Below are 15,116 nucleotides of genomic sequence, written 5' to 3'. Positions count from 1 at the left end.
GAAAAGTAACCAAAAGAAACGCGCCGCCAGCCGCGAGCCGGTGCTGTGCACCGGTTCCCTGCGCTTCTCGGTGAACCAGGGGACGGCGCCGAACTCGCTGCGCTCAGACATCGGCGCCTCTTCGCCCCTGATCCACTTGCGATGCTCGGCTCGCTTGAAGGCGGACTGGTAGATCAAAAGCAAAGGCGGCATCCGTGCCGATCAAGGTCCCTACCAGACAGATCTCCGGCGAACCCTATCTGTCGAAACCCAGCAGCAGCGGGTCGTGGTCGGAGCTGCGCCACGGGCCCTGCACGTTGCGGCCCTGGTAGCCGCTGGCGTCCTGCTCGTCGGCATTGCTGTGCCATTCGGCGGCACCGCGCAGGCGCTTGGCCATGCCCGGGTTCAGCAGTGCATGGTCGAGGCGGCCGGTATAGCCGTTGTAGACGTAGCTGTAGGGATGCTCGACCTTGGCGACCTTGAATGCGTCCTGCCAGCCCAGGTCACGCAGGGTGCGGATCGGGTCTTCCATCGCGTAGGCATTGAAATCGCCCAGCAGCACCGCGTCCTTTGCACCGGTACCGGTCGGGTCGGTCTGCAGCCAGGCGTGCAGCTGCTGCGCCGAGGTCACGCGGGTGGCGTTCCAGCAGCCCTGGTTGTCGTTTTGGTCGGCGTCGGCACCGGCGGCGTCGCGGCAGCCCTTTGACTTGAAGTGGTTGGCCACCACCACGAACGGCGCGCCCTGCTTGCCCTGGAAGGCCTGCGCCAGCGGCACGCGGCTGTGTTCGACGAACGGACCACCGGTCAGCGTGGCCGGCTTGCCCAGCGGCTGCAGGCGGCTGCTGCGGTAGATGATGCCAACCCGGATCGGATTGTCGCCGGGGCCCTTGCCGGCATCGACGAAGCGCCAGTCGCCCTGCGCGCCACGGTCGCGGTTGAGCGCATCGACCAGTTCGGCGATGGCCGACTGCGGGCCGTAGCCGTCGTTCTCCAGTTCCATCAGCGCAGCGACATCGGCGCCCAAGGCGTTGACCGTGGTGACCAGCTTGGCGAGCTGCGCCTTGTGCTCGTCCAGCGTGCGCGCGCCGCGCAGGGTCGGGAAGCCACCGCCCTGGCCGTCACCATTAAAGAAGTTCTCCAGGTTGAAGGCGGCCACGTGCAGACTGCCCGGCACCGTGGGCACTGCCGGGCGCTTCAGTTCCGGCAGCTTGAGCGCGCCTTCGACCTGCAGGCGCGGATGGCCCTGCGCATCCACGCGCACGATGCCCTCCACGTTGCGCAGCTGCATGCCGGTGCGCAGCACCGGGTTGCCCGGCAGGTAGGGCACGCTGGCGGGGTCGCGGGCGTCACTGCCATCTTCCAGTACCAGCCGGCGACGCTGGTTGTCGGCCATCACCTGCTCGTAGCCGGCGGTGCCCGGCGCAGCCACTTCGGTCGGCTGCCAGAGGCGGCCGTCGAAGGCCACGGTGAGCTGGCCGAAGTGCTGCAGGCCATCGGTACCGGCCAGGGTGAGCGGCGCGGCGATGCGCACGCGCTGGCCATCCAGCGCGCGCCAGTCGGCCGGTGCGGCGGTCAGCACCACGGTGGCGCTGCTGCGCGCGACAGCGGGCGTCGTAGCTGGTGCGGCCTGCGGCTGGGCCTGGGCAAAGGCGCTGGCCGGCAGCAGCAGGGACAGGGCAAGAGCAAGGGAACGGCGGCGCATCGACGGGCGATTCCAGGGAAGAGGGCGCACAGACTAACCCTGAAATGCGGAGATCCGCCTGCGCGGCGGGGCACAGGGGCAATCAGGCCTCGGTGGGCAAAGCCATGTGGGATTGCAGAGCCGAGCCGATGCTCGGCTGCGTCTTCTCCGTTCGCCCGGAACCGCAGCCGAGCGTGGGCTCGGCTCTACAGCAGGCCGCGCGTTGCGCCCGCCTATTTCAGGTTGCCCAGCATCCAGTCCACGGTGGCGTGGATCTGTTCTTCCGTCAGGGCCGGGTTGCCACCCTTGGGCGGCATGATGCCGCCATCCGGGCCGGTATAGCCCTCGATGGCGTGCTTGTAGAGGGTGTCCTTGCCCTGCGCGATGCGCTTGTCCCAATGCGAGTGATCCAGCGTCGGTGCCATGCCCACGCCGGTGGTATGGCAGGCGGTGCACAGGTTGTCGAAGATCACCTTGCCATCCTTGGTGCCGCCGTAAGCCACCTGCGAAGCAGCCTTGGCCAGTGCGGCGGCCTTGGCCGCAGCCTGCGCGGCGGCGCCGGTGCTGCCGGCATAGACCGCGCCAGTGGGCGAAATGCGCTGTTCGGTGCGCTTGGCCGCGGTCGGCGATACTTCGGGTGGAATCCGGGTGTGGATGTAGGCGGCAAGGAGGATGAGGCCGAGGGTGATGGTCGCCAGCAGCGCGATCACCATGGAGAAGCGTTTCAGGAACTCCAGATCGTAATTCCGCACTCTTCGTTACCCCTGGCTGATAGTCGTTGGACCACGGCTGAGCGACTGCGTGATAGGCCGAGTATAGAACGCGCTATGCGTGCGACAACAGGCGTCATGCTGGTGCGGCGCAGCATGCGGCCGTGGCCGCATGCGGGTAGCGCCGGGCCGTGCCCGGCGAGCGCGAAGCGCGGCAACAACGGTCGAGGATGGCAACAGCCGCCGGGCATGGCCCGGCGCTACCGAATTGCCGGGGCACCGATCGCGCGCAGGCAGAAGCTGCAGATTGCGTTCACCAGTGCATCTTCGTCGCGATGTGCTTCGCGGCTTGGCGCGGTCGGGCCGACCATCGCCTCGGTGAAGGCGCCGACCAGGCACGCAGCGGCCACATGCGCGTCCTGCGCAGGCAGCTCACCGGCCGCCACGCCCTCCTCCACCAGCCGCAGGAACACGTCGCCGAAGGCGCGACGACCGCGCATGCGCTCGGCTTCCACGTCCGGGTCGACCGGTTCGACGATGAAGGCGTGCGCCAGCCCCGGCCCAGCCAGGGCACGGCGGACGAAGGCGGTGATCGCCAGCCGCAGGCGCTCGCTGGCCGCCTCCGGGCCACTGGCGATGCGCTCCATGATCGCCACCTCGTGGGCCACCGCGGCGTTGAGCACCTCCACGAACAACTCGGCCTTGGACGGGAAGTGCCGGTAGATCAGGCCGGTGGACACCCCCGCCTGGGTCGCCACGGCGGTCACCGGGGCATTGCGCCAGCCGCCAGTGGCGACCAGTTCGCGGGTAGCCAGCAGGATCCGTTCACGGGCCCCGGCCAGGCGTTCTTCCATCAGTGCAGAGCGTTTGTAGGCCATGTTTTGATTCTGGTTTCAATTTTTGAATTTGTATTCACTTCTTATCCGAACCCCGCTACGCTGGGGTCCAATCGCCCGTGCGGGCAGCGGTCCTGCAGACCGCCGCCCGCTCCCCCGCCGGGTGCGTCCATTTCCTGCCATCCCGTCGTGGAGCCACCACAATGCACGTGCCATCCCTGAACTTCGACCTTGGCGAAGACATCGACCTGCTGCGCCAGAGCGTGGCCCATTTTGCCGCCGCCGAGGTCGCACCGCTGGCCGCCGAGGCCGATGCCAGCAACCAGTTCCCGCTGGCCCTGTGGCCGAAGCTGGGCGAACAGGGCCTGCTCGGCCTCACCGTGGAAGAAGCATACGGCGGCACCGGCATGGGTTACCTGGCCCACGTGGTGGCGATGGAAGAAATCTCGCGTGCCTCCGGCGGCATTGGCCTGTCCTATGGCGCGCACTCCAACCTGTGCGTGAACCAGCTGCGCAAGAACGGCAACGAGGAACAGAAGCAGCGCTTCCTGCCCGGCCTGTGCGATGGCAGCCTGGTCGGTGCGCTGGCGATGAGCGAGCCGGGGGCCGGTTCGGACGTGGTGTCGATGAAGCTGCGCGCCGACAAGCGCGGCGACCGCTACGTGCTCAACGGCAACAAGATGTGGATCACCAACGGCCCGGATGCTGACGTGCTGGTGGTCTATGCCAAGACCGACATGGAGGCCGGCGCCAAGGGCATCACCGCCTTCCTGGTCGAGAAGGGCATGAAGGGCTTTTCCACCGCGCAGAAGCTGGACAAGCTGGGCATGCGTTCTTCGCCCACCTGCGAGCTGGTGTTCCAGGACTGCGAGATTCCCGAAGAGAACGTGCTGGGCCAGGTTGGCGGTGGCGTGCGCGTGCTGATGTCCGGCCTGGACTACGAGCGCGTGGTGCTGTCCGGTGGCCCGCTGGGCCTGATGGCCGCGGCCATGGACGTGGTGATGCCGTACGTGCACGAGCGCCACCAGTTCGGGGAGCCGATCGGCAGCTTCCAGCTTATCCAGGCCAAGATCGCCGACATGTACGTGGGCCTGGGTGCCTGCCGCGCGTATGTCTATGCCGTGGCACGCGCCTGCGACCAGGGCCGCACCACCCGCCAGGACGCCGCCGGTGCCATCCTGTACGCCGCCGAGAAGGCCACCTGGCTGACCGGCCAGGCGATCCAGATCCTCGGCGGCAACGGCTACATCAACGAATACCCGACCGGCCGCTTGTGGCGCGATGCCAAGCTGTATGAAATCGGCGCCGGCACTTCGGAGATCCGCCGCATGCTGATCGGCCGCGAACTGTTCCAGCGCACCCTGTAAGGCCAACGCGATGACCGTCCTGAACAGCCAGCTGCAACCGGGCAGCGAAACGTTTGAAAGCAACCGCGCGGCGATGCAGGCCGTGGTCGACGACCTGCATGCCACCCTCGCCCGCACCGCGCTGGGTGGCAGCGAAGCCGCACGCGCCAAGCACACCGCGCGCGGCAAGCTGCTGGTGCGTGACCGCATCGACGCCCTGCTCGACCCCGGCAGCGCCTTCCTGGAAATCGCGCCGCTGGCCGCGCACGGCATGTACGAAGACGCCGTGCCGGCCGCTGGCGTAGTGGCCGGCATCGGCCGCGTGAGCGGCGTGGAATGCGTGATCGTGGCCAACGATGCCACGGTCAAGGGCGGCACCTACTACCCGATGACGGTGAAGAAGCACCTGCGCGCGCAGGAGATCGCCGAACAGAACCACCTGCCGTGCATCTACCTGGTCGATTCCGGTGGCGCGTTCCTGCCGCTGCAGGACGAAGTCTTCCCCGACCGCGATCATTTCGGCCGGATCTTCTACAACCAGGCCAACCTGTCGGCGCAGGGCATTCCGCAGATCGCCTGCGTGATGGGCAGCTGCACCGCCGGTGGCGCCTATGTGCCGGCGATGAGCGACGAGACCGTGATCGTGCGCGAGCAGGGCACGATCTTCCTCGGCGGCCCGCCGCTGGTGAAGGCGGCCACCGGTGAAGTGGTGACGGCCGAGGAACTGGGCGGTGCCGATGTGCACACGCGCATCTCCGGCGTGGCCGACCACATGGCCGACAACGACCTGCAGGCGCTGGCACGGGTGCGCGCGATCATCGCCCAGCTCAACTGGCGCAAGCCGGAACCGGCGATGGCGGTGCAGGCCAGCGAAGAACCGCTGCTGCCAGCACACGAACTGTACGGCGTGATCCCGGCCGATACGCGCAAGCCCTACGACGTGCGCGAAGTGATCGCGCGGCTGGTCGATGGCTCGCGCTTCGACGAATTCAAGCCCCGCTACGGCGCAACGCTGGTGACCGGCTTTGCCCATCTGAACGGCTACCCGATCGGCATCATCGCCAACAACGGCATCCTGTTCTCCGAGTCGGCACTGAAGGGCGCGCACTTCATCGAGCTGTGCACCCAGCGCAACATTCCGCTGGTGTTCCTGCAGAACATCACCGGCTTCATGGTCGGCCGCAAGTACGAACAGGGTGGCATCGCCAAGGACGGCGCCAAGCTGGTGATGGCGGTGGCCTGCGCAAGGGTTCCCAAGTTCACCGTGGTGATCGGCGGTTCGTTCGGCGCCGGCAACTACGGCATGTGCGGCCGCGCGTACTCGCCGAACTTCCTGTGGATGTGGCCGAACGCACGCATCGGCGTGATGGGCGGCGAGCAGGCCGCCAGCGTGCTGGCCACGGTCAAGCGCGATGGCATCGAAGCCAAGGGCGGCCAGTGGCCGGCTGCAGAGGAAGACGCGTTCAAGGCGCCGATCCGCGAGCAGTTCGAGCAGCAGGGCCACCCGTACTACGCCAGCGCGCGCCTGTGGGACGACGGCGTGATCGATCCGGCCGACACCCGCCGGGTGCTGGCCCTGGCGCTGTCGGCCAGCCTCAACGCCGCCCCGCAGCAGACGCGCTTCGGCGTGTTCCGCATGTAATCCATGCCATGACCGAGCACGCTCCCATGAAGCCCGTTGCCATGTTCACCAAAGTCCTGATCGCCAACCGTGGCGAAATCGCCTGTCGCGTCATCGCCACCTGCCGCCGCCTCGGCATCGCCACCGTGGCGGTGTATTCCGATGCCGACCGCAACGCGCGCCACTTGCGCCTGGCCGACGAAGCCATCCGCATTGGTCCGGCCGCCGCGCGTGAGAGCTACCTGCGCGGCGATGCGCTGCTCGACGCGGCACGCGCGACCGGCGCGCAGGCCATCCACCCCGGCTACGGCTTCCTGTCCGAGAATGCCGACTTCGCCGATGCCTGCACCGCCGCCGGCATCACCTTCATCGGGCCGCCGGCCAGCGCCATCCGCGCGATGGGTGACAAGAGCGCCGCCAAGGCATTGATGGCCAAGGCCGGTGTGCCGCTGACGCCGGGCTACCACGGCGACAAGCAGGCGCCGGACTTCCTGCGCGCACAGGCCGATGCCATCGGCTACCCGGTGCTGATCAAGGCCAGCGCCGGTGGCGGTGGCAAGGGCATGCGCAGGGTCGAGCGCAGCGAGGACTTCGTCGATGCACTGGCCAGCTGCCAGCGCGAGGCCGCCTCGGCGTTCGGCAATGACCACGTGCTGGTCGAGAAGTACGTCGAGCGCCCGCGCCATATCGAGATCCAGGTGTTCGGCGACAGCCACGGTGATGCGGTGTATCTGTTCGAGCGCGACTGCTCGGTGCAGCGCCGCCACCAGAAAGTGCTGGAAGAAGCCCCGGCGCCAGGCATGAGTGCAGAACGCCGCGCGGCGATGGGCAAGGCGGCGGTCGATGCCGCGCGCGCGGTGGGCTACGTCGGTGCCGGCACGGTGGAGTTCATCGCCGGCCCGGACGGCGATTTCTACTTCATGGAAATGAACACCCGCCTGCAGGTCGAGCACCCGGTGACCGAATACATCACCGGCACCGACCTGGTGGAATGGCAGCTGCGCGTGGCCTCGGGCTTGCCGCTGCCGCTGCGCCAGGAGCAGCTGGCGATCCACGGCCATGCCATCGAAGCACGCCTGTACGCAGAAGATGCCGACCGCGGCTTCCTGCCCTCCACCGGTACCCTGCGCCGCCTGCGCCTGCCGGCTCCGTCTGCCCATGTGCGCGTGGATACCGGTGTCGAGGAAGGCGACAGCATCACGCCGTACTACGATCCCATGATTGCCAAGCTGATCGTCTGGGACGTGGACCGCGACGCCGCGCTGCGCCGCATGAGCCAGGCCCTGGCCGACTGCCAGGTGGTGGGCGTGACCACCAACGCTGGTTTCCTGCGCCGCCTGGTGAATACCGGTTCGTTCGCGCAGGCCAGGCTGGATACCGCGCTGATCGAGCGCGAGAAGGCGGCATTGAGTGCCGTCATCGACGCGGGTGCGGACCTGTGGCTGCTGGCCGCCGTGGCCGCAGTGGCAAGCACGGCACCCGCCAGCACCGACGCACGCGATCCGCATTCGCCGTGGCAGTCACAGGACGGCTGGCGCCTTGGCGCGCCCGCGCCGCGCGTGCTGCCGCTGCAGCAGGGCGAACGCCGGCACACGCTGAAGGTGTGGGCGCAGGCCGATGGCTGGCGTGTGCAGTGCGATGACGCGGCACCCGTGCAGGTGGTCGGCACAGCCGATATGCGCGGGCTGGTGGTGCAGCTGGGCGGGCGCCGCTGGGCACTGCAGCTGCTGCGTGACGGAGACCAGCTGTACCTGTTCGGTGCTGACGGCCAGCACCGTTTCACCCTGCATGATCCGGTGGGCGAATCGGACCACGCCGTGGCCGATGCCGGCAGCCTGCTGGCACCGATGCCGGGCAAGATCGTCGCCACGCTGGTCACCGCCGGTACCGAGGTCAAGCGCGGCACGCCGCTGGTGGTGCTGGAAGCGATGAAGATGGAGCACACCCTGCAGGCGCCGGCCGACGGGACGGTGAAGGGCTACCGCGCCAAGGCCGGCGACCAGGTCGGCGACGGCGCGGTACTGGTGGACTTCGAGGCGGCGTGAACGCTGGGGTGGCGACCGCTCAGCGGTCGTCGCCCGCTACCACCCGCCCGGCGGGATCGAATTCGGCCGTGTCCAGCGTGGCACTGCGCCAGCCCAGGCCACAGATGGCCATCGCGCTCTGGCCGATGCCATCGAAGCCGAAGGCACGATCAACATCGGCATCGTTGATGGCCGCCGTCACGAACGCCGCCAGCCCGCGCTCGGTCGCACACAGGTACAGCAGCTGCGAAATGTGACCGACATCCAGCGTCACCGCACGATGCGCCTTGGCGTGGTTGCGGTACTTCCAGAAGCAGCGGTCATAGCGCGGCGCCAGCACCAGCAGCGCCGGCGCATCGGCGAACCACGCCTGCCCGGACAGCATCCGCCGCGCCAGCGCCGGCAGTGCCTGCGGCGGTGGCGAGGGCAGCGGCAGCACGGCGTGCTGCACCGGGTGGTAGTGGTACAGGCCCGGTGCCAGTCCTTCCACGTTCTGCACCAGCAGGAAGCCTTCGGTGGGATGCAGGCCGCCACCGGAAGGCACGTTCTTCTTCAGGAACTCGGTATCGCGCTCGACCTTCTGCACCGCGTGGGCCATCAGCGTGCGCTGCAGCACCTGGGCCAGCAACGGCAGCGGCAGCGCGCGCTGGGTATCGAAATTGCGGCAGGTGCTGCGGCGCGCCAGCAGTGTGTCGAACGGCGCCTCTTCGCTGCGCGGCAGCGGCTGGTAATCGCCCTGCATCGGCTGCACCACCGGCGGTGGCGGCCCGAGGCGCTGGCGCAGGCCGGCAGCAGTGTCCAACCCTTGCCGACGCATGTCCTCCACGCTGTCCACGGCCTGCCAGCGCGCATGACGATGGGCCAGCGCCGCCAGCGGCCACCACTGGCTGCGCCGCAAAGCCTCGTCGCGCAGCTGGTGCCCCACCTCGCTCGGTGGGTCGGTCAACAGCAGGCCCTGCTCGACCAGGCGGGCCAGCATGGCCGGGCAGGCATCGGCGGGGGGTTCGCACCAGCGGTGCGCACTGAGCTCGCCGAGCAGCTGGCGCTCCTCGGCGTCCACCGGCAGTGGCTGGTCCAGATGCGCGGCCAGGGCCACCCAGCTGATCTGGCTGTCCATCTCGGCGTGGCCGGCCAGCATCGCGCGCAGGTCGAGGGTGATCGCCTCGCGGGGCTCGAACATCAGGCTGGCGCAGCGGCGCAGGCGCATGGGATTCCTTCCTTCTGCCGCACAACCGGCATAGCAGCAACGACCGCAGCGCGGCCAACTTTAGCGACGTAGGCAGCGCGGCCCTCAATGGCAGGCTGTCGCGGCCGATACGAGGACTTCAGCCTACGGACGATCCCCATGAGCACCTATCCCCGCCTTTCCGCCGCAGACGCCAGCACCCTGCTGGACCACCTGATCGGCAACGATGACTTCCGCAGCCACTTCACCACCTCGCCGGCCAAGGCTCTGGCCTCGATCGGGCTGGACGGTGCGGTCGGCGAAAGCGACTGCATGAAGATCGGCACCCTGGCTTCGGTCGAGGAGCTGAGCCAGGTGCGTGACAGCCTGCAGGCCCACCTGTCCGGGTCGGTGGCGGCGATGACCGTGGTGTTCTGCTTCGAAGCGGGCAAGGTCGGCGAGCGCATCGACGGCTGACCCGTCATCAGGGCGCGCCGGCCGCGGCCGGCGATGCCCACGTGGACACGTCGTGCACATTCAGTGGTTGCCAGACCTGCATGGCGGTGACCTCGGCAATGGCCTGGCCGCGATGCTGGGACAGCCAGGCCTGCTCGCGGCGTACGGCAGCTTCATTGCCCTGTGCGCGCAGCGCGAGCAGCAGCACGACGTGTGCCTGCACCGGCTCGCTGCCATCGAGCATTGGCTCGATCAGGGCGCGGGCAGCTTCGGGCCGCTGCATCTGCAGTTCATCCACGGCGCTGACAATGCGCAGCCAGCGATCGGCGACCGGACTGCGCAGGCTGCGCAGCAGCGGCCGCTGCTCGTCCAGCCAGCGCCTGGCCAGCTCGAACTGGCCCTGTCGCTGGGCCAGATGGACCAGAGCCAGCCATTGCAGGCCGCGGGCATGCAGCATGGGATCATCGCGCTGCTCCAGCAACGGATGCAGCAACGCAGCGATGGCCTGCAACTCGGCGCGGTCCGCGCTCGGGCACAGAGCTGCCACGCTGGCGTGCTGCAGCCGCTGCTGCACCTGGAAGTCGACCAGCGCCGGCGCCGACGCGTCGTCGCGTACCGCCTGCTGCATGGCCGCGCAATCGCGCTGCGTGGCCGCCAGCAGCAGCTGCGCACGCAGCTTCATGCGCTGCTGCAGGGCATCGTTGGCACGGATCTGCGGCAGCAGTTGGGCGGCCTTGGCGTACTTGCCCTGCGCGACCAGTACGTCCACGCCGGTCTCATCGGCATCATCACGACCGCGCAGGACCTGTGCCTGGGCCAGTGTCTCGGCCGCAAGCTGCGGTTGGTTGGCGGCGATCTGTATCCGCACCAGGTGGATCAGCGGATACAGGCGCAGCGGATCCTGCGGCACCGCAGCCGCACGCGCGTAGGGTTCGGCCTCGCTGAACTGGTTGGCCTGCAGCAGGTACCAGGACGTGTTGGACAGCCCGGCGAACGAATCCGGATAGACCTTGGCCAGCGTGCGCCAGTGCTCCAGCGCCCAGCCACCAGGCTCCAGTTCGGCCATCCAGGCCTTCAGGTACAGGCGCTCGCGTGGCGGCAACCGATCCTGCAGGTCCAGCGCGTGCTGCATGGCTTCGCGTGCGCGCCGCCCTTCATCGACGCGCGCATGCAGTTTGGCCACGCCCATGTAGGCCAGGGCGAAACCGGGATCAATATCGATTGCAGCCTGATAGAGGTTGCGCGCCTCCTCGAAGCGACGCTGGCCCAGTGCATTCTCGGCCAGCGCGAACGCTCGCAGTGCGCGAAGGTCCTGGGTCGATGCCCGCGGCAGCGGCAACGACTGTTCCAGGCTCGCCACCGATTCGCCCAGTCCGCGACGCAGGCGCCCGACCACGTCGTCCACCGCGAATACCATCTGGTCGGATCGATCCGTGGTGGCGGTGAACGTCTGGATCACCTGGCCGGTGCCGGGTGCGGCGACATCAATGGCCAGCTCGTAGCCACCGATCTTCTGCCGCACCGTCGGCAGCAGCACGGCGCGCGCGCCCTCCCGCACCGCCACGTTGGCCGCGGTATCGCGGCTGAGCCGGGTATCGCCCGAGAGCCGCGCCATTTCCAGGCTTTCGCGGATCTTGCCCTCCGACAGCACGTTCACGTAGCGCGACTGCTCCAGCGCGATCCGGATCGCGTGCCGCATCGAGTCGTCGAAAATCGGGTCGCCGGTGAGGTTGTCGACATCGCCAAGCACCACCCAGTCCCGCTCGGCGAACGCGATCGCCGGTTCCGACCGCAGCAGCAACCAGCCGCCCAGCACGGCCACCGTCAGCACCAGGCCCTCGGCGGCCAGCACCAGCGGCTGCCGCCACAGCGGCAGGTCACGGCGTGCCTTGGCAGTGGCGCGTGGCATGCGCAACGGCGCTGAACCGATCTCACCCACTTCGATCACTTCCTGCACCACCGGCATTCCCTTGAAGCGCCAACGGCCGTGCGACTTCCACAGCAGGCGCGCACCCCGTTCCCCCAGCGCGCCGGTGGCGCGACGGGTCAGCGATTCGGCCACCGCCGACAACAGGATCTGGCCAGGGCGGGCCAGCGTCATCAGGCGCGCTGCCATCGGCTTGGCCAGGCCTTCCACTTCCATCGACTTGGCGCCGGCACGGACCGCCTCGGCACTGTTCTCCCAGGTCAGCACGTCACCCACATGCAGGCCTGCACGCGCGCGCAGTTCGATCGCCCGCTGCTGGCCCAGCGCGTGCAGTTCGCGCTGGTAGTCCAGGGCGAAGCCCAAAGCATCGATGGCCCGCTCGAACAGCATGAACAGGCCGTCGGAGCGATCGATCAGCTGGCCGTTCCAGCGCTGCTGCAGGACCAGCACCAGGCGGTCGTGTTCCTGGAACAGGCTGGCGGCCGCCACATCGCCGATCCGCTCGACCAGTTGCAGCGAATCACACAGATCGGTGAACAGCAGGGCGCGTAGCTGTGGGCTATGCGGGGCTGACGTTCCGTTGTCGCCGTTCATCGCCTGCCTCTCCCTATTGGCCGTCCGGATCATCCGCCCAGCGCAGGCAGTTGCCGCCATCGCGCTTGGCCTGGTACAGCGCACGATCCGCGCGCGCGTACCACTCGCTCCAGCCTGCCTCCGGCGCCAGCAGGCACGCACCGATGCTGACCAGGCTGACATGCGGCGTACCGGGGCTGCGTTCGAGCAGGCCATGCACCGCGCTGAGGATGAACTCGGCCGCGTGCTGCACGATCTCGTGGTTGCCGCGGCGCAGGATGAGGCAGAACTCATCACCGCCAAGGCGGCAGGCCAGGTCATGCTCGCCGGCCATCGAGCGCAGGATGTTGCCCATGCTCTGCAGCACGCGGTCGCCGGCCTGGTGGCCGTGGCGGTCGTTGATCTGCTTGAAGCGGTCACAATCGATCAGCAGCAACGCCTGCGGCAGCCCCTCGGCACGCTCGCGGCACTCCTGCAGGTACAACGTGAGGCCACGGCGGTTGTGCAGCCCGGTCAGTTCATCGGTGCGCACCAGCTCGCGGGTATGGGTCAGCTGATGAGTGGTGATGTACAGGTTGTCCAGCGCGGTTTCCAGATCGTGGTTGCGGCGCCGCAGCTGGCTGATCAGGGCCTGTTCGTTGGTCAGCACGCGCATGATCGTGCGACGCAGGAAGTACGCCACCAGCCCGGGATCGGATTCGACCAAGCGGTGGAAATCGGCCGGCCCCAGCTCCAGGACATCGCAATCGACCAGCGCGCGCGCGCTGGCGCTGCGCAGGTGGTCGCCAACCAGCAGGCCCAGTTCGCCGAAGAACTCATACTGCCCGAGTGTCTTGATCACCAGGTCCTCGCCGAAGTCCAGTTCGATCTGGCCGTCGAGGATCACATACATGCGCTCGCCGCGGTGGCCCCGCTGGAACAGCCACTGTCCGGCATGAAGCTTGCGTGGGCGGGCGAATCTGGCAAACAATGCCACCTCGGCATCCGACAACAGCGCATGCACGATCTCGGCCATCGCCACCCGGGCGATACCTGTCGTCATATCACTGTTCTCGGCCGCACCCCTGCCGGTCATTCCCTGCACCCGCCGCCAGCGTCCCCTGGTGAGCCGCGGAGCATAGCACCGCTTTAAAGTGTGCGCCCTATCTCATTTTGAGCCTCAGGGCGCTCTTGTGTGATGTGAAGATCGGTGGTGGCCCGTTCTGGTCACCCATGTCCGGGCAAAACCCCTGCTGGATCAATCCGATGCCGGGTTTCACAGGATTTCGGCCAAGTTGCGGCCAAGGGGGTGCGCCTGATTGACGCTGCCTGCCGGCCGCCGCGCCTTTGCACCGATACAACAACGCCGGCAGGTCCCCCGACCGGCCGGCGTTGCCTGGCCCTTCCCTGGCCACCCTGATCAGATTTCGAGGCTTCGGTAGAGCCGGCCGCTGGCCGGCTTCCCTGTGGTGCCCGAAGGATCACGTGGTTGCCGGCCAGCGGCCGGCACTACCGCATCACGCCGCGCGTTCGCTGCGCCCGCCATGGAACTGCTCTTCCTCGGTGGAGCCGGTCAGCGCGGTGGTCGACGACTGCCCCTGCTGGATCGCCTGGGTCACCGCATCAAAGTAGCCGGTACCGACTTCACGCTGGTGCTTGACCGCCGTGAAACCGCGCTCGGCCGCTTCGAACTCGGCTTCCTGCAGCTCCACGAAGGCGCTCATCTGGCGGCGTGCATAGCCGTGGGCCAGGTTGAACATGCCGTAGTTCAGCGCGTGGAAACCGGCCAGGGTGATGAACTGGAACTTGTAGCCGTAGCTACCCAGTTCGCGCTGGAACTTGGCAATGGTGGCGTCGTCCAGGTTCTTCTTCCAGTTGAAGCTGGGCGAGCAGTTGTAGGCCAGCAGCTTGCCCGGGAACTTCGCGTGGATCGCCTCGGCGAACTTGCGGGCGAACTCCAGGTCCGGCTTGCCGGTCTCGCACCACACCAGATCGGCATAGGGCGCGTAGGCCAGGCCGCGGCTGATCGCCTGGTCCAGGCCATTGCGGGTCTTGTAGAAGCCTTCCACGGTGCGCTCGCCGGTGGTGAACGGCTTGTCGTTGCCGTCGATGTCGCTGGTCAACAGATCAGCCGCTTCGGCATCGGTGCGCGCCACCAGCAGGGTCGGCACGCCCAGCACGTCGGCAGCCAGGCGCGCGGCGTTGAGCTTCTCGATGGCCTCGCGGGTCGGCACCAGCACCTTGCCGCCCATGTGCCCGCACTTCTTCACCGAGGCCAGCTGGTCTTCGAAGTGCACGCCGGCCGCACCGGCCTCGATCATCGCCTTCATCAGTTCGAAGGCGTTGAGCACGCCGCCAAAACCGGCCTCGGCATCGGCCACGATCGGCTGCAGGAAGTCGATGTCGTCCTTGCCTTCGGCATGATGCAGCTGATCGGCACGCAGCAGGGTGTTGTTGATGCGCTTGACCACCGCCGGCACCGAATCGGCCGGGTACAGCGACTGGTCCGGATACATCTGCCCAGCCAGGTTGGCGTCGGCCGCCACCTGCCAACCGGACAGGTAGATCGCCTTCAGGCCCGCCTTGACCTGCTGCATGGCCTGGTTGCCGGTCAATGCACCCAGCGCGTTGACGAACTCGCGCTCATGCAGCGACGCCCACAGCTTCTCCGCACCCAGGCGGGCCAGCGAGTGCTCGATGTGGACGGTGCCGCGCAGGCGCACCACGTCGGCGGCGCTGTAGTTGCGCTGGATGCCTTCCCAGCGCGGGTTGGTGTCCCAGTCGTGCTGGATCTGTTCGGCAGTGGGCAGCTTGCTCAT

At 68.0% G+C, this 15,116-nt stretch carries 11 protein-coding genes; 4 read left to right on the top strand and 7 right to left on the bottom strand.

All coding sequences use genetic code 11. The features are described from left to right. Positions 1–235: 235 nt before the first annotated feature. The 3 genes from BN1263_RS04110 to BN1263_RS04100 all read right to left on the bottom strand — a co-directional run bounded on the left by BN1263_RS04110 (position 236) and on the right by BN1263_RS04100 (position 3,248). Complete coding sequence (locus BN1263_RS04110; RefSeq protein WP_058979745.1) at positions 236–1,681, bottom strand: ExeM/NucH family extracellular endonuclease; 1,446 nt, start codon at positions 1,679–1,681, stop codon at positions 236–238. Between the two features lie 212 nt (positions 1,682–1,893). Continuing rightward, a complete protein-coding gene (locus tag BN1263_RS04105; RefSeq protein WP_005407662.1) occupies positions 1,894–2,412 on the bottom strand; it encodes a c-type cytochrome in 519 nt (172 codons plus the stop codon). Between the two features lie 218 nt (positions 2,413–2,630). Beyond that, positions 2,631–3,248, bottom strand: coding sequence for a TetR/AcrR family transcriptional regulator (locus tag BN1263_RS04100; RefSeq protein WP_053442371.1), 618 nt, complete (start codon positions 3,246–3,248; stop codon positions 2,631–2,633). 161 nt (positions 3,249–3,409) lie between these two features. Between BN1263_RS04100 and BN1263_RS04095 the strand changes: the two genes are divergently transcribed. From BN1263_RS04095 to BN1263_RS04085, 3 genes are read left to right on the top strand one after another with little or no spacing between them, the layout of a single operon-like run. Further along, entirely contained in the window at positions 3,410–4,573 is a 1,164-nt protein-coding gene (locus BN1263_RS04095; protein WP_058979744.1) for an isovaleryl-CoA dehydrogenase, read from the top strand. A 10-nt stretch (positions 4,574–4,583) separates the two neighbouring features. Beyond that, positions 4,584–6,194, top strand: a complete 1,611-nt coding sequence (locus tag BN1263_RS04090) for a carboxyl transferase domain-containing protein (RefSeq protein ID WP_058979742.1) — start codon at positions 4,584–4,586, stop codon at positions 6,192–6,194. Between the two features lie 8 nt (positions 6,195–6,202). Beyond that, positions 6,203–8,218: an acetyl/propionyl/methylcrotonyl-CoA carboxylase subunit alpha gene (locus BN1263_RS04085; RefSeq protein WP_448226376.1), complete on the top strand. Its 2,016-nt coding sequence runs from the start codon at positions 6,203–6,205 to the stop codon at positions 8,216–8,218. Positions 8,219–8,237: 19 nt separating this feature from the next. Here BN1263_RS04085 and BN1263_RS04080 read toward each other — a convergent pair whose 3' ends face one another. Continuing rightward, positions 8,238–9,404 carry a putative peptide maturation dehydrogenase gene (locus BN1263_RS04080; protein ID WP_058979737.1) on the bottom strand — a complete coding sequence of 389 codons (1,167 nt, stop codon included), beginning with the start codon at positions 9,402–9,404 and terminating at the stop codon, positions 8,238–8,240. A 138-nt stretch (positions 9,405–9,542) separates the two neighbouring features. On the opposite strand from BN1263_RS04080, the gene BN1263_RS04075 reads away from it, so the two are divergent. Beyond that, the gene (locus BN1263_RS04075) at positions 9,543–9,839 is read left to right on the top strand and encodes an NHLP-related RiPP peptide (protein WP_058979735.1); all 297 of its coding nucleotides are present in this window, start codon (positions 9,543–9,545) and stop codon (positions 9,837–9,839) included. 7 nt (positions 9,840–9,846) lie between these two features. Here BN1263_RS04075 and BN1263_RS04070 read toward each other — a convergent pair whose 3' ends face one another. From BN1263_RS04070 to aceA, 3 genes are all read right to left on the bottom strand, one after another. Continuing rightward, the gene (locus tag BN1263_RS04070; protein WP_058979733.1) at positions 9,847–12,339 is read right to left on the bottom strand and encodes a putative peptide modification system cyclase; all 2,493 of its coding nucleotides are present in this window, start codon (positions 12,337–12,339) and stop codon (positions 9,847–9,849) included. A 13-nt stretch (positions 12,340–12,352) separates the two neighbouring features. Next, a complete protein-coding gene (locus BN1263_RS04065; protein WP_058979731.1) occupies positions 12,353–13,393 on the bottom strand; it encodes a GGDEF domain-containing protein in 1,041 nt (346 codons plus the stop codon). A 421-nt stretch (positions 13,394–13,814) separates the two neighbouring features. After that, positions 13,815–15,116: an isocitrate lyase gene (aceA, locus tag BN1263_RS04060; protein ID WP_019661879.1), complete on the bottom strand. Its 1,302-nt coding sequence runs from the start codon at positions 15,114–15,116 to the stop codon at positions 13,815–13,817.

Origin of the sequence: Stenotrophomonas thermophila (assembly GCF_001499715.1) — a bacterium.
Taxonomy (GTDB): Bacteria; Pseudomonadota; Gammaproteobacteria; order Xanthomonadales; family Xanthomonadaceae; genus Stenotrophomonas; species Stenotrophomonas hibiscicola.
Note: the sequence above shows the minus strand (reverse complement) of the source record. Positions and strands in the feature narration are given on the sequence as shown.

Excerpts from the sequence above, each read along its gene's own strand:
- BN1263_RS04110 (WP_058979745.1), bottom strand. The coding sequence starts at position 1,681 with ATGCGCCGCCGTTCCCTTGCTCTTGCCCTGTCCCTGCTGCTGCCGGCC.
- BN1263_RS04100 (WP_053442371.1), bottom strand. The coding sequence starts at position 3,248 with ATGGCCTACAAACGCTCTGCACTGATGGAAGAACGCCTGGCCGGGGCC.
- BN1263_RS04095 (WP_058979744.1), top strand. The coding sequence starts at position 3,410 with ATGCACGTGCCATCCCTGAACTTCGACCTTGGCGAAGACATCGACCTG.
- BN1263_RS04090 (WP_058979742.1), top strand. The coding sequence starts at position 4,584 with ATGACCGTCCTGAACAGCCAGCTGCAACCGGGCAGCGAAACGTTTGAA.
- BN1263_RS04085 (WP_448226376.1), top strand. The coding sequence starts at position 6,203 with ATGACCGAGCACGCTCCCATGAAGCCCGTTGCCATGTTCACCAAAGTC.
- BN1263_RS04080 (WP_058979737.1), bottom strand. The coding sequence starts at position 9,404 with ATGCGCCTGCGCCGCTGCGCCAGCCTGATGTTCGAGCCCCGCGAGGCG.
- BN1263_RS04075 (WP_058979735.1), top strand. The coding sequence starts at position 9,543 with ATGAGCACCTATCCCCGCCTTTCCGCCGCAGACGCCAGCACCCTGCTG.
- BN1263_RS04070 (WP_058979733.1), bottom strand. The coding sequence starts at position 12,339 with ATGAACGGCGACAACGGAACGTCAGCCCCGCATAGCCCACAGCTACGC.
- BN1263_RS04065 (WP_058979731.1), bottom strand. The coding sequence starts at position 13,393 with ATGACCGGCAGGGGTGCGGCCGAGAACAGTGATATGACGACAGGTATC.
- aceA (WP_019661879.1), bottom strand. The coding sequence starts at position 15,116 with ATGAGCAAGCTGCCCACTGCCGAACAGATCCAGCACGACTGGGACACC.